The 12,162-nt window shown below is 64.2% G+C and carries 14 protein-coding genes; 6 read left to right on the top strand and 8 right to left on the bottom strand.

All coding sequences use genetic code 11. From position 1 onward, the window contains the following. The first annotated feature begins 214 nt into the window (after positions 1-214). Positions 215-940, top strand: coding sequence for a DNA polymerase III subunit epsilon (dnaQ, locus tag AC0V8S_RS04810; RefSeq protein WP_475436995.1), 726 nt, complete (start codon positions 215-217; stop codon positions 938-940). Here dnaQ and AC0V8S_RS04805 read toward each other — a convergent pair. The 3 genes from AC0V8S_RS04805 to AC0V8S_RS04795 all read right to left on the bottom strand — a co-directional run bounded on the left by AC0V8S_RS04805 (position 935) and on the right by AC0V8S_RS04795 (position 4,211). Beyond that, entirely contained in the window at positions 935-1,888 is a 954-nt protein-coding gene (locus tag AC0V8S_RS04805; protein WP_475436994.1) for an alpha/beta hydrolase, read from the bottom strand. The two genes, dnaQ and AC0V8S_RS04805, sit on opposite strands and share 6 nt — an antisense overlap. Positions 1,889-1,900: 12 nt before the next feature. After that, positions 1,901-2,581: an isochorismatase family protein gene (locus tag AC0V8S_RS04800; protein WP_475436993.1), complete on the bottom strand. Its 681-nt coding sequence runs from the start codon at positions 2,579-2,581 to the stop codon at positions 1,901-1,903. A gap of 325 nt (positions 2,582-2,906) precedes the next feature. Next, entirely contained in the window at positions 2,907-4,211 is a 1,305-nt protein-coding gene (locus AC0V8S_RS04795) for a M24 family metallopeptidase (RefSeq protein ID WP_475436992.1), read from the bottom strand. A 35-nt stretch (positions 4,212-4,246) separates the two neighbouring features. Between AC0V8S_RS04795 and AC0V8S_RS04790 the strand changes: the two genes are divergently transcribed. Both AC0V8S_RS04790 and AC0V8S_RS04785 read left to right on the top strand, forming a co-directional pair. Further along, positions 4,247-4,501, top strand: coding sequence for a hypothetical protein (locus tag AC0V8S_RS04790; protein WP_475436991.1), 255 nt, complete (start codon positions 4,247-4,249; stop codon positions 4,499-4,501). Between the two features lie 73 nt (positions 4,502-4,574). Further along, on the top strand, positions 4,575-5,267 hold the full coding sequence (locus AC0V8S_RS04785) for a hypothetical protein (RefSeq protein WP_475436990.1): 693 nt from the start codon (positions 4,575-4,577) through the stop codon (positions 5,265-5,267). A 108-nt stretch (positions 5,268-5,375) separates the two neighbouring features. Here AC0V8S_RS04785 and AC0V8S_RS04780 read toward each other — a convergent pair whose 3' ends face one another. The 4 genes from AC0V8S_RS04780 to AC0V8S_RS04765 form a co-directional block, all read right to left on the bottom strand. Next, positions 5,376-6,344: a GlxA family transcriptional regulator gene (locus tag AC0V8S_RS04780; protein ID WP_475436989.1), complete on the bottom strand. Its 969-nt coding sequence runs from the start codon at positions 6,342-6,344 to the stop codon at positions 5,376-5,378. Between the two features lie 93 nt (positions 6,345-6,437). Next, positions 6,438-7,619: a trans-sulfuration enzyme family protein gene (locus AC0V8S_RS04775; protein ID WP_475436988.1), complete on the bottom strand. Its 1,182-nt coding sequence runs from the start codon at positions 7,617-7,619 to the stop codon at positions 6,438-6,440. Then, positions 7,616-9,055 (bottom strand): pyridoxal-phosphate dependent enzyme, encoded by a 1,440-nt coding sequence (locus AC0V8S_RS04770; protein WP_475436987.1) that lies wholly within the window; start codon positions 9,053-9,055, stop codon positions 7,616-7,618. Before AC0V8S_RS04770 ends, AC0V8S_RS04775 begins: the two co-directional genes overlap by 4 nt. A gap of 286 nt (positions 9,056-9,341) precedes the next feature. Continuing rightward, the gene (locus AC0V8S_RS04765) at positions 9,342-9,743 is read right to left on the bottom strand and encodes a RidA family protein (RefSeq protein ID WP_475436986.1); all 402 of its coding nucleotides are present in this window, start codon (positions 9,741-9,743) and stop codon (positions 9,342-9,344) included. A gap of 174 nt (positions 9,744-9,917) precedes the next feature. On the opposite strand from AC0V8S_RS04765, the gene AC0V8S_RS04760 reads away from it, so the two are divergent. Both AC0V8S_RS04760 and AC0V8S_RS04755 read left to right on the top strand, forming a co-directional pair. After that, complete coding sequence (locus tag AC0V8S_RS04760; protein WP_475436985.1) at positions 9,918-10,250, top strand: hypothetical protein; 333 nt, start codon at positions 9,918-9,920, stop codon at positions 10,248-10,250. Next, positions 10,247-10,894, top strand: coding sequence for a cysteine hydrolase family protein (locus AC0V8S_RS04755; protein WP_183464444.1), 648 nt, complete (start codon positions 10,247-10,249; stop codon positions 10,892-10,894). The genes AC0V8S_RS04760 and AC0V8S_RS04755 overlap by 4 nt, the downstream gene beginning before the upstream one ends. 13 nt (positions 10,895-10,907) lie before the next feature. On the opposite strand, the gene AC0V8S_RS04750 is transcribed toward AC0V8S_RS04755, so the two are convergent. Beyond that, positions 10,908-11,261, bottom strand: a complete 354-nt coding sequence (locus tag AC0V8S_RS04750; RefSeq protein ID WP_475436984.1) for a winged helix-turn-helix transcriptional regulator — start codon at positions 11,259-11,261, stop codon at positions 10,908-10,910. A gap of 111 nt (positions 11,262-11,372) precedes the next feature. Here AC0V8S_RS04750 and AC0V8S_RS04745 point away from each other — a divergent pair, with 111 nt between their 5' ends. After that, the gene (locus AC0V8S_RS04745; protein WP_475436983.1) at positions 11,373-12,143 is read left to right on the top strand and encodes a type 1 glutamine amidotransferase domain-containing protein; all 771 of its coding nucleotides are present in this window, start codon (positions 11,373-11,375) and stop codon (positions 12,141-12,143) included. Positions 12,144-12,162: the final 19 nt, after the last annotated feature.

Raw genomic sequence — 12,162 nt, 5'->3', positions numbered from 1 at the left:
TCCTTCTCCCCTTGTGGGAGAAGGTGGATCGGCGCGCAGCGCCGAGACGGTTGAGGGGTGTTCCAGCGGAGTGAGACGTTGGCGTTCCCTGGAGCACCCCTCATCCGTCGCCTTCGGCGACACCTTCTCCCACAAGGGGAGAAGGGAAAACGGGCATTGCCCATTGCCATTTTGTTCCGGTGTCATGATTCTGCTCCTCAGGAGCACCTGATTGATGCGCGAGATCATCTTCGACACGGAAACCACCGGCCTTGATTCGCGCGACGACCGCGTGATCGAGCTGGGCGGCGTCGAGCTGGTCAATCGTTTCCCGACCGGCAGGACGTTCCACCACTACATCAACCCGCAGGGCCGCGCGATCCATGAGGAGGCGCAGGCGGTGCACGGCATCAGCGCGGCGGACCTTCAGGGCAAGCCGACCTTTGCCGACATTGCCGAGGAATGGCTGACCTTCACGGACGGCGCCAAGCTGGTCGCCCACAACGCCACTTTCGACATCGGCTTCCTCAATGTCGAATTCGGCCGGCTCGGCCACCCCAATATCGATCCCGGCTTAGTCGTCGATACGCTGGCGCTGGCGCGCCGCAAGCATCCGATGGGTCCCAATTCGCTCGACGCGCTCTGCCGGCGCTACGGCATCGACAACACGAAGCGCACCAAGCACGGCGCGCTGCTCGATTCCGAACTGCTGGCCGAGGTCTATATCGAGCTGATCGGCGGCAAGCAGGCGGCGCTTATCCTCGACAGCGCCACCGCGCCGGCGCAGGGCGAGAATGTCAGGCACATCGAGATCATCGTCGCCGCGCGCCCGAGGCCGCTGCTGCCGCGCCTGACCGAAGCGGAGCGCGCGGCGCATGCCGCCATGGTCGCCACGCTCGGCGAAAAGGCGCTCTGGCTGAAAGCCAATTCGTCTGAAGCAGGCGCCGCGGCGTCCTCATAAATTTGGCCACTCACCGCGCCCCATTGCCGCGATCGCGGCAATGATCCGCGTGAATGCCTCGGCGGCAGCGGGCACGGTGGTGCGGGCGCGCAAAAAACTGTGCACGAGTCTGGGCTCCTCATGCCACCACGCCTTGCCCCCGGCCGCAACGATGCGGTCGCGATAGGCCTCGCCATCGGACGATAGCGGGTCGCACTCGGCTGATATGATCACCGTCGGCGGCAGGTTGGAAAAATCGCCGTCGCGCAGGGGCGAAAAGGTCGGATCGTCGGGCGATTGCCGCTTGGCCGAGCGGACGTCGCGGTAGAAGGCGATGTCGCCGACCGACAGCAGCGGCGCCTCGGCATGTTCGATATAGGAGCCGGCGCCCTCGTCGCCGCCGAGGCCAGGATAGATCAGCACCTGGCCGATCGCAGACCTGATATGCCGGCGCGTCGCCTGCGCCACCGCCGCCGCGAGATTGCCGCCGGCGCTCTCGCCGCACAGCACGATCGGCAGGTCGTTGGCTGCAGCCGCCCAAGCAAACGCCGCCATAGCATCGTCAAAGGCGGCGGGGTGCAGATGTTCGGGCGCGAGCCGGTAGTCGACCGACAGCACGTCGAAGCCGCTGCCGGCGCAGATCTCGGCGCAGATGTCGTCATGGCTGTCGAGGTTACCCAGGATAAAACCGCCGCCATGGAAATAGAGCACCATGGCCCGCGCGGCCTTGCCGGTTAGCTGGTAGTGGCGGATCGGGATGCCATGGCCCGAGGCGGCGACCATGCCGTCGCTGGCCTTGACCCCGGCGGGACGCCCCTTATGGAAAGCCCGGCACATCCGGTCATAGACCGCGGGCTGCTTGTCGATCGGCAGGCCGATGATCTCGGGCGGGTACCAGGCGTTGACGCTGTCTATGTAGGCCCACAGCGCCGGGTCGAGCCGTGTTTCGTATTTGCCGCGGCCGCTCATGTCAGTCTGCTGTCATAGATCGGCGTAGAGCGCGGCCGCATTGTCGAAGGTGAAGCGCAGCGGCACCGACCCTTCGACCTGCCAGGCGGGGACCGTCTCGCCGGCCAGCAGCCGGCAGGCGCCGTCCGTGTCGGTGACCGCACCGCCATAGAGCCGGTTGGCGAGGTTGAGGATGCCGGTCTGGTGCATGGCCGCACTGCCGCTGCCACAGGCATCCTTGACAAGCAGCACGCGAAATCCCTTTGTCACGGCGTCCTTTACTGACGCGTCGATGCAGGCCTCGGTCCAGACGCCGGCGACGACAAGCCATTCGATGCCGGAGGCCTTGAGCCGCTCGGCGGCGGGGCCGCTGCGAAAGGCGCTGGCCTCCGCCTTGACCAGCAGCGTCTCGTCCTTGGCCGGCGCCACCTCATGGCAGATCTCGGTCAGCGGGTCGCTCTTGTCGGAAAAGGCCGACTTGCCGTCGGCACCGACGGGATGAAACGGCCGGTCCTGTTTGTCGAGATCGACGATATAGGCCCAGTGCTGGAGCGGCACATGGTTTGCGCGCGCCGCCGCCTGCAGGCGCTGGACGTTGGCGAGGATGCCGGCAAAGCCCTCGACCAGATAGCGCGGGTCCTGCCGGTGCTCTTCCTGCAGGTCGATGAAGATACCGGCCACCGTGCCGCGCTTGATGGAGATGGGAGTTTTCATGCGGAGGCGCCCGGGTTGGCGGCCAAGGCCGTTCCGTTCAGCGCGCTGGCGCAAACGGTGGTGATTGGCCGTCGCCTCCCCCACTTCGTCATCCACGGGCGGAGCAGGAGCGAAGCTCCGTCGCGAAGACCCGAGGATCCATTCCGTGACATTGGCCAGTGAACACAGCGGAGCAGAATCTGCACCGTTGCGGCGCATTGGAGTCCCGGCATGGATCCTAGGGTCTGCGCCGCGTCGCTGCGCTCCTTGCTTCGCCCTAGGATGACGACGTGATGGGAGGCTTCGCTAGCCACGAAGGTTACGTCATCGAGGCGGGCGGCGGATATCAAACCTGCTTCTCCAGAAACTCATCCTCATAGGGAAAGCGCGACAGAAGCTCCGTGCCCGTCTCGGTGATCAGGATCTCGTCCTCCAGCTTGACGCCCTCGCGGCCGCCCTTCTCGCCGATATAGCTTTCCACGCTCACCACCATGCCTGGCACGATATGGCCGTCGCGGCCATAGGTCTCGTAATCCATGGCATGCGCGATGAACGGTGTCTCGCCATGCATGCCGACGCCGTGCATGACCGAGGTGTAGCGCTGGTCGACGAAGCGATCCGGGATTGTCCACGCCTTCTCGGCGATCTCGCGAAACGCCATGCCGGGTTTGACGATCGAAATATTGTGCTGAACCTGGTCATGCGCCATGCGGTAGAGCGACTTCTGGTAATCGGTCGGCTTGCCCGGCCCGCAGCGGAAGGTGCGCGAAAAATCCGAGTAATAGCCGTAGCAGCCGATCGTATCGGTATCGAGCGCCAACAACTCACCAGGCCGGATCTTGCGGCCGCTGGCCTCGTTGAACCATGGATTGGTGCGCTGGCCTGAGGTCAGCAGCCGCGTCTCGATGAACTCGCCGCCCTGGCGGATCACCTCGCCATACATGATGGCGAACAAATCGTTTTCGGAGACGCCCGGCTTGATCGCCTCGCGCACGGCGTAGACGGCGGCTTCAGCGCCGGCCATCGACACCTGCAGGCATTTCACCTCCTCGGGCGTCTTCACCGCGCGCACCGCCAGGATCTCGCCCTGGCAATCCCGCACCTCGCAGCCGCGCTTTTCCAGCGCCAGCGCCTGCAGATGGCTACAGCGGTCGAGCCCGAGCTTCATCGAACCGCCGCCATGCTTTTTCAGAAGCTCGGCGATCTCGTCGGCGAAAGGACCGGCGGTCTCGTCGTCGCGGCCGGAGACCGACGACCAGACCAGCTTGGACGGCCGCGCCTCGTCGATCGTGTCGAGCACCATCGAGACATGGTAGCTCTGGGGATATTCGAACAGCACGATCGGCCCCTCGGTCGGGATAAAGAAATACCGGGTCGAGTTGCGCAGGAAATAGCCGAACATGTTGCGCGAGCCGGTGGCGTAGCGCTGGTTGTAGGGGTCGAACAGCACCACGCCGCCATAGCCGGCCTCGCGCATCCAGGCCCGCAGCTTGGCCAACCGGCCTTTTCGCAAGGCGTCGGCATCGATGAAGGACGGTTCGGTGTCCGACAGCCACATGCCGCCGGCTGGATCGGCCGCCGCCGGGTGGCGCATGCGGTCCTTGAAGTCGACGTCTTCGGTGCTGTCGGGGTCGAATACGACGATGCTCATAGGGGCTGGCCTTGGGTGGGTTGGGAGGGCTGAGCATGGCGCAGGCGGCGTGGAAGGATTGTGCGGAAAACCGCGCTTATTGTGCGGAAAGCCGCCACAACCTCGGTCAGCCGATCAACACGAACGAAAGAGTTCGACCCATTGCGGTCGTTCGAATTCTATTCTCGACTTTGTTCGGTTTTCAGCACTTTGAAGGCAAGATTGATGGCATGTCCAAGATTAACGACTATGCCGTAAACCACCGAAACGATGCTCGGTGGCCTGTTATGGCGGATACGGGTGATTTCTGACCGTTGCTCAAATCCCCGCCTCCAATCTAAGTCATGTCGCGCTTAATTGTGTTTTGTCGAGAGGACTCCATCAGTGAAGCGTCGCGGCAGAAATATCGCCATTGTCGTAGTGGTGGCAGTCCTTGCTGTCTGTTTCTTTGGTGGTCGCCTTCTCGGGTTCAGCAGTTGGGAATGGCACCAAAAACTCGTCCTCGATGTCGAGACCCCCAGCGGCATCAAGACGGGTGGCAGCACCGTCGAAATTCACGCCAGCACCGAATCGAAGTGGCTCCCTATCTCAGCGGCGGGCGGTATCCAAAGCTATGTCAAAGGGGAATCGGCCTTTGTCGAAGTGGCTCCCGGTAAGTATCTATTTGCGATATTGGACTACGCGTCCGGCACGGATCGTGCATTCTCCACGTTCCCAGAGGTCGGAACGAACGGCTACCACCGCGCCAGCGCAATGGAGACGTTCCGCGGGACACGTGTCGTGGCCCGAGACAAGTATCCGGATTTTGTCACGTTCGACGATATCTCTAATCCAAAGTCGATAAAGAGAGTCGATCCCGACAACCTATCGGCGACGTTTGGACCTGGCGTAGTGCTCAAACAGGTTACCCTGACGATCACAGATGAGGCAGTGACCGATGGCGCGATCAAAAAGGTCCTGCCCTGGCTTGCTGACTTCTACACAGTGCGCTTGGTTGATCCCAGCCAGCGAACCCAAAACCCGCCTGACCTTCTGATTCGATCCATAACTTCCGGTGCCTTCAAAACAAAGGGCTAAGGCTGTTACCCAACATCCACCCGATGACCGGCTTGTCCCTTCTGATCGCCAGAAGCCGATAGGCCATTGTCCGTCGATCTCGGCTGTCGGGGCAAACAGCTGATTGTCCTAATATCTTCGCGCCAGTTTCGGCGGATGCCCGTGCTCCTCGCGAAAGGCCCGGGCGAAGCTCGACATCGAGGCAAAGCCGCAGGCCAGCGCCACGTCGCGCACGGCGAGCGTCGAATGCGCCAGCAGATCGGCGGCGCGCTTCAGCCTGAGCCGCCGGTAGTAGCCATTGGGCGAGATGTCGAGTTCGGAGCGGAACGAGCGTTCGAGCTTGTCGGAGGACACGCCGAGCCGCGCCGTCAGCTCAGCCATGCCGAGCCGCTCCTCGACCGCGTCCTCCATGATGGCGATGGCCGACAGCACCAGCTCGTTCTGCACGCCGGTGCGCAGGCGCAGCGGCATCAGCTTGCGGTCGACGCTGGAGCGCAGCTGGCTGTGCACGAACCATTCGGCGACGCCGGCGGCAAGCTCGGCGCCGTAATCCCGGGTGATGATCTCCAGCATCATGTCGAGGCTGCCGACCCCGCCGGCCGACGTGAACCGCTTGCGGTCGATGACATAGAGGTCGCGCCGCAGTTCGATGTTGGGAAAAGCCTCGGTGAAGGCGGCCTGGCTGGTCCAGTGCAAGGTGCAGGCATGGCCGTCGAGCAGGCCGGCCCGCGCCAGGAAAAACGCCGCATCCGCCACCGCGCCGATATGGGCGCCATTGCGCAGGCTGCGGCGGATCCAGCTCGCCGCATCCTCGGCGACGAGGTGATCGGCGTCGCCGCCCGAGCAGACGACAATGCGATCGACCTTCGGCGCATCCTCCGCGTAAAAACCCGGCTGGATGACGACGCCGTTCGAGGCCTCGACCGCCCCTTTGGTGCCGCCGACGATGATCCAGCGATAACACTGCCGCTTCGCCAGGATGTTGGCGGCGCGCAACGGCTCGATGACCGAACTGAACGCCATCATCGGAAAGCCGGGAAACACCAGCACCGCGAAGGTCAAGGGTTCGGTGGGTTTTTCGGGTTCGCGCGTCGCCATGGGCGCTACATCTCGGGCGAATGGAGCGCTAGGTCAACGGGGTGATGCTTGAACCTGGACCGTCGGCAGCGCTGACCTTTGAGGTTAGAGGGTCTATCCCCCCAGCGCCTGTTCCAGATCCGCGATCAGATCATCGCCATCCTCGATCCCCGCCGACAGCCGCACCAGCGAATCCGATATGCCGATCTCCGCCCGCTTCTCCGCCGGAATGGACCCATGCGTCATCAGCGCCGGGTGTTCGATCAGGCTCTCCACCCCGCCGAGGCTTTCGGCCAGCGTGAACAATTGCGTGCGTTCGAGGAAGCGTTTTGTGCCGGCCAGGTCGCGATCGAGCACGGCTGATATCATGCCGCCGAAAGCATACATCTGCTGCACGGCGATGGCGTGCTGCGGGTGGCTGGCGAGGCCGGGATAGATCACCCGGCGCACATCTTTTCGCGCCTCCAGCCACTGCGCGATCTTCAGCCCGTTGTCGGAATGCCGCTCCATGCGGAGCGCCAGGGTCTTCAGCCCGCGCAAGGCGAGAAAACTGTCGAACGGGCCCGATATGGCGCCGATGGCGTTCTGCAGGAATTTCAACTGGGCGGCCAGTTCCTTGTTGTCGCCGACGACCGCCACGCCGCCGACCATGTCGGAATGGCCATTGAGATATTTGGTTGTCGAATGCACAACGATGTCGATGCCGAGTTCCAGCGGCCGCTGGATATAGGGGCTGCAGAACGTGTTGTCAGCGACCGTGAGCACACCCTTGCGTTTGGCCAGCGCGGCGACGCCTTCGAGGTCGACGATGCGCAGCAGCGGGTTGGTCGGCGTCTCGACCCACAGCAGTTTCGTCTCCGGCCGGATCGCCGCCTCGACTGCCGCAAGGTCGGTGAAGTCGACGAACGAGACCTGGAGACCCGCCGAGCGCTTGCGCACCCGCTCCATCAGCCGGAAGGAGCCGCCATAGATGTCGTCGGTGGCGACGATATGGGCACCGCTGTCGAGCAGTTCCAGCACGGTCGAGATCGCCGCCAGGCCGGAGGCGAAGGCGAAGGCGGCCGTGCCGCTTTCCAGATCGGCCACGGCGCGCTCGAAGGCAAAGCGCGTCGGGTTCTGGCTGCGGGCGTACTCAAACCCCTTGTGCACGCCGGGTGACTGCTGGCCATAGGTCGAGGTGGCATAGATAGGCACCATCACCGCGCCGGTCAGCGGATCGTGGCTCTGGCCGCCATGGATGGTGCGCGTCGAAAAGGCCAGGCGGTTCTTGCCGGCTGGCGGGGTGTGTTTGGTCATCGTGCGCGCCTCAGATGGTTGATCAGGTCGATGCGGGTGATCAGGCCGACGAACTCGTCGCCGTCGAAGATGATGGCGACCTCGTTGCGGTCGAACACCGGCAGCAGCGCATCCAGCGTCTGGCTGGCCTGCAGCGTGTGCAGATTGGAGGTCATCGCCGTGCGCACCGGGCCGTTGAAGCGCTCCCAGCGGCCGTCATAGGGGCCGTCGACCTTGGCCAGAATGTCGCTTTCGTCGACGATGCCGACGAGCTTGCCATTGTCGAGCACCGGTAGCTGCGACACATCCGAGCGGCGCATGCGGCCATAGGCGTTGAGCAGGCTTTCGTCGGGGCCGACATAGACCGTGTCGCCGGTGCGGTGCGAGCGCATGACCAGGTCGCGCAGATCGCCATGCTGTTCGTGCTCGGCCAGCCCCTGCTCGGCCAGCCAGAAATCGTCGAAGACCTTGGACAGATATTTGTTGCCGCTGTCGCAGACGAAGGTGACGACGCGCTTCGCCGAGGTCTGCTCGCGGCAATAGCGCAGCGCCGCCGACAACAGCGTGCCTGACGACGAGCCGGCCAGAATGCCTTCGCGCGACAGGAGATCGCGCACCGCCAGCATGCTTTGCTTGTCCGTGATGGAATAGGCCTTCTTGACCAGCGACAGATCGGCATTGGGCGGCACGAAATCCTCGCCTATGCCTTCCACCGTCCAGCTGCCGGCCTCTTCCATCTTGCCGGTCTTGATCAGCGGCGCCAGCACCGAGCCGACCGGATCGGCCAGCACCATTTCGGTCTTCGGCGAGATATCGGCAAAGTAGCGGCCAAGCCCGGTCAGCGTGCCGCCCGAGCCGACGCCGACCACCACCGCGTCAACATTGCCATCGAGCTGCGAAAAGATTTCCGGGCCGGTGGTTGTCTCATGCGCCAGCGGATTGGCCGGGTTGGCGAACTGATTGGCATAGAAGGCGCCGGGGACTTCCGCGGCGATCTTCTCGGCCATGTCCTGGTAATATTCGGGATGCCCCTTGCCGACATCGGAGCGCGTCATGCGCACCTCGGCGCCCAGCGCGCGCAGGTGCTGGATCTTTTCGCGCGACATCTTGTCGGGCACGACCAGCACGATGCGGTAGCCCTTGGGAATGCCGACCTGCGCGAGGCCAAGGCCGGTATTGCCGGCGGTCGCCTCGACGATGGTGCCACCCCGTTTCAGCTTGCCCTGCTTCTCAGCCGCGGCGATCATCGACAGCGCGATGCGGTCCTTGATCGAGCCGCCCGGATTCTGGCTTTCGAGCTTGATGAACAGCCGACATTTGCCGGTGTCGAACTTGGTCAGCTCGACCACCGGCGTCTGGCCGATCAGGTCGAGAACCGACGCATAAGGTGGGCGCAGGCGGGATGTTGCGCTGTCCGAGGGGCCGCTGTCAGGCGCGGCGACCTTCTGCTCGCTCATTCAGATGCTCCATGATCAAGCGACCGCCTCGGGGGCAGAGCGGCAGCGTAGCCTCTTTTCCAGCCGTTTGTCGCGGGAAAGAAGATAGAACGTGCCAATCAGACGGCCAGACGAGGAATGAAATTCCATGAGGTGCTTAATCTCCCCCCTCGAGGGGGAGATGGCCGGCAGGCAGAGGGGGTCGGTGCGACCGGGCTCGGCCTGCCACTGCAGAAGGGGGTTGGCGCTTCACGCGCAATGACCCCCTCTGTCGCCTTCGGCGACATCTCCCCCTCAAGGGGGGAGATCATGCCTCGACGGCCGCCTGCCCCTCGATCTCGATCAGGAAATCCGGATTGGCGAGACCGAGCACGCGTATGCCTGTCACCACCGGCGGCGGCCCGCGATCCGCCCAGAACGCCATCCAGACGCCGAAGGCCGGCCTGATATCCGCATCGCCGACAATGTAGATCGACAGGCGCACAAGATCCTCCAGCCTGGCGCCGCCGGCGTCGAGCACCATCGCCAGATTGGCGAGCGCCTGCGCGGTCTGCGCCGCAATGTCGCCCTTGCCGACGATCTGGCCATCGGCGTCGACGCCGTTCTGGCCGCCAATCAGCACCATGCGCGCCGATGCCGGCAGCGCCACGCCCTGCGAATAGGCCGGGTTGCTGTGCATGCCCTTCGGGTTCAGCCGCTCGATAGTCATTCCGTCTCCCGTCTCCTCTCCGCTGGACGCCGCGCCACGAAACGGCAAATCGGCCGGCCACTTCAACGAACCATGTCGTTCGTTGAAGCCGCCATTTTCGACATGCTAGCCGAACGGGATGCCAGCCGGAACACACAGGCCGCGCGATCTTGACATCCCAAGAGGAGACAGCCGATGAAGATCATCGCCTATGACAACTTCAAGCCCGGCGTCACCCTCGACGACCTCAAGCCTTATCTGCGTGACGAGGTGTCGAATGTCTGGCGGCTGTGGAAGGCCGGCATCGTGCGCGAAAACTATGCCCGCGCCGACGTCGGCGGTGTCATCATCGTCTTCGAGCTCGACAGCGTCGAGGAAGCCAGGCGCTACACCGACGACTTCCCGCTGTCGAAGGCCGGTCTGCTGGAATGGCATTTCCTCGCTTTCGAGCCGGCACCCTTGCCGCTCGAATATCTGTTCGACGCAACCGTCGACATCGCCCAACCCTGGGATCGGACGGCGGCATGATCCGGTCGAGCGAAGGCATCGAGATCCCGGCCAGCCTGGCCGAATGGTGCGATCCCAGCCGCATGGCGCTGGTGGTCTACGACATGCAGGTCGGCATCTGCCGCCAGATCGCCGGCGCGGCCGGTATCGTCGAGCGCACCGGCATCGTGCTTGAAGCCGCGCGCTCGGCCGGCATGCTTGTGGCGTTCACGCGCCATCTCTCCTTGCCACGCAAATGGATGGGCGCCACCCAGCTGCGCACCGCCATGGCCTGGCAGCGGCGCGACAGTCCGGACACTGTCGAGCCGTGGTTCTTGCCCGACGCCGAAGCGACGCGAATTGTCCCTGAACTCGCGCCACGCCCTGATGAAGCGGTGTTCGACAAGCTGACCATGTCGGCCTTCGATTCCACCGCGCTCGGCTTTGCGCTCGGCGATTGCGGCGTGCGCGCCATCGCCCTTGCCGGCATCGCCATGGAGATCGGCATCGAGCCGACCGTCCGCCAGGCGACCGACAACGGTTTTACGGCCGTGGTGATCGAGGACGCCTGCGGCTTTGGCAACCGCGAAGCGCGCGACCGCTCGATGGCGACGCTGCGTTTCCTCGGCGAAGCCGTCATCACCGATGTCGCCGGCTTTTGCGGCGCGCTTGCCGATGCGGCGTGAGGGACGAAAGGTGCTAGGCCGCCGCCTCGATATCAGTGCGGAAGCGCACGCCCTCGGCACGGCCATGCACGCTGCCCCAGTCGTAGAGCGCCTGGAGTGCGGCAGCGAGATCGTGGCCGCGCTCGGTCAAGGCGTAGCGCGCCTTGCCATCGGGCGACGTCTCGAGCACGACGAAGCCGATCTCGACGAGATCGGCGAGGCGCTGCGTCAGCATCTTGTCGGAGAGCGAGGGGATCATTCGGCGCAGCTCGGAATAGCGCAGCGGCCCTTGCTTGATGCGCGCGATGATCACCGTTTTCCACTTGCCGCCGAGCGCGTCGAGCGCGAACTCGACCGGGCAGCCATAAAGTCTACCGCGTTGTGTCATGCACCGATCCTAGGCAAGGCGCCGCCACGACGGAAGCGGAATTTGCCCGGCCATGTGGCCAGATTGCCGGGCCCGGCTTTGTCGGCGAAAGCTTCATAAGGGAGAGCGAAGATGAGTGTCAGGGATGCCAATCCGGTCAATGCACGCAAGCCAAAGCGTGTGGCCATCGTCATCGCCAATCCGGCCATATCGACCACGACAGGATGGCCGGTCGGCTTCTGGTGGAGCGAGCTGACCCATCCCTGGTTCGCCTTCACCGAACGTGGCTACGCGGTGGAGATCTTTTCGCCCGACGGCGGCAGATGCGAGGCCGATGGGCTGAGCGATCCGCGTGACCCTTCGGGTTACTCCGAGACCGATCTCATCTCGCTCGGCTTCCTGTCGAGCCCGAAGCTGGCGGCCCTGGTCGAAACCACGCGGCCGGTGGCGGAGATCGATGTCTACAGTTTCGACGCCATCGTCGTCGCCGGCGGCCAGGCACCGATGTTCAGCTATGAGCGTGCGACAGATCTGCAGCGGACATTCGTCGCCTTCCATGAAGCCGGCAAGGTGGCCGCCGCGCTCTGCCACGGCACCGCCATCTTGCGTTACGCCAGGCGCGCCGACGGCTCGCTGCTTGCCGCCGGCAAGACCGTGACCGGCTTCGCCAATGCCGAGGAGGATTTCGCCGACAACGCGACCTGGCAGATGGGCGCGCTTGAGCGCGGCAAGCATCTGATGCCCTGGCGCATCGAGGACGAGTTGAAGGCCATCGGCGCCAACTATGTCCAGGCCGGGCTGTGGCGCGGCTTTGCCATACGCGACGGCAATCTGATCACCGGCCAGCAGAATTTCTCCGGCGCCGAGACCGCGCGCCTGGTGTGCGAGGCGCTGGGCGGCTGAACGCTCTCTCTTTGAATTG

The organism is Mesorhizobium oxytropidicola (assembly GCF_056174625.1).
The sequence above is the reverse complement of the archived record's forward strand: the minus strand, read 5'-3'. Positions and strand labels throughout refer to the sequence as shown.

Bases quoted from the DNA above. Each gene is read 5' to 3' on its own strand.
- dnaQ (WP_475436995.1), top strand. From the start codon at position 215: ATGCGCGAGATCATCTTCGACACGGAAACCACCGGCCTTGATTCGCGC.
- AC0V8S_RS04805 (WP_475436994.1), bottom strand. From the start codon at position 1,888: ATGAGCGGCCGCGGCAAATACGAAACACGGCTCGACCCGGCGCTGTGG.
- AC0V8S_RS04800 (WP_475436993.1), bottom strand. From the start codon at position 2,581: ATGAAAACTCCCATCTCCATCAAGCGCGGCACGGTGGCCGGTATCTTC.
- AC0V8S_RS04795 (WP_475436992.1), bottom strand. From the start codon at position 4,211: ATGAGCATCGTCGTATTCGACCCCGACAGCACCGAAGACGTCGACTTC.
- AC0V8S_RS04790 (WP_475436991.1), top strand. From the start codon at position 4,247: ATGGCGCAGGCGGCGTGGAAGGATTGTGCGGAAAACCGCGCTTATTGT.
- AC0V8S_RS04780 (WP_475436989.1), bottom strand. From the start codon at position 6,344: ATGGCGACGCGCGAACCCGAAAAACCCACCGAACCCTTGACCTTCGCG.
- AC0V8S_RS04775 (WP_475436988.1), bottom strand. From the start codon at position 7,619: ATGACCAAACACACCCCGCCAGCCGGCAAGAACCGCCTGGCCTTTTCG.
- AC0V8S_RS04770 (WP_475436987.1), bottom strand. From the start codon at position 9,055: ATGAGCGAGCAGAAGGTCGCCGCGCCTGACAGCGGCCCCTCGGACAGC.
- AC0V8S_RS04765 (WP_475436986.1), bottom strand. From the start codon at position 9,743: ATGACTATCGAGCGGCTGAACCCGAAGGGCATGCACAGCAACCCGGCC.
- AC0V8S_RS04760 (WP_475436985.1), top strand. From the start codon at position 9,918: ATGAAGATCATCGCCTATGACAACTTCAAGCCCGGCGTCACCCTCGAC.
- AC0V8S_RS04755 (WP_183464444.1), top strand. From the start codon at position 10,247: ATGATCCGGTCGAGCGAAGGCATCGAGATCCCGGCCAGCCTGGCCGAA.
- AC0V8S_RS04750 (WP_475436984.1), bottom strand. From the start codon at position 11,261: ATGACACAACGCGGTAGACTTTATGGCTGCCCGGTCGAGTTCGCGCTC.
- AC0V8S_RS04745 (WP_475436983.1), top strand. From the start codon at position 11,373: ATGAGTGTCAGGGATGCCAATCCGGTCAATGCACGCAAGCCAAAGCGT.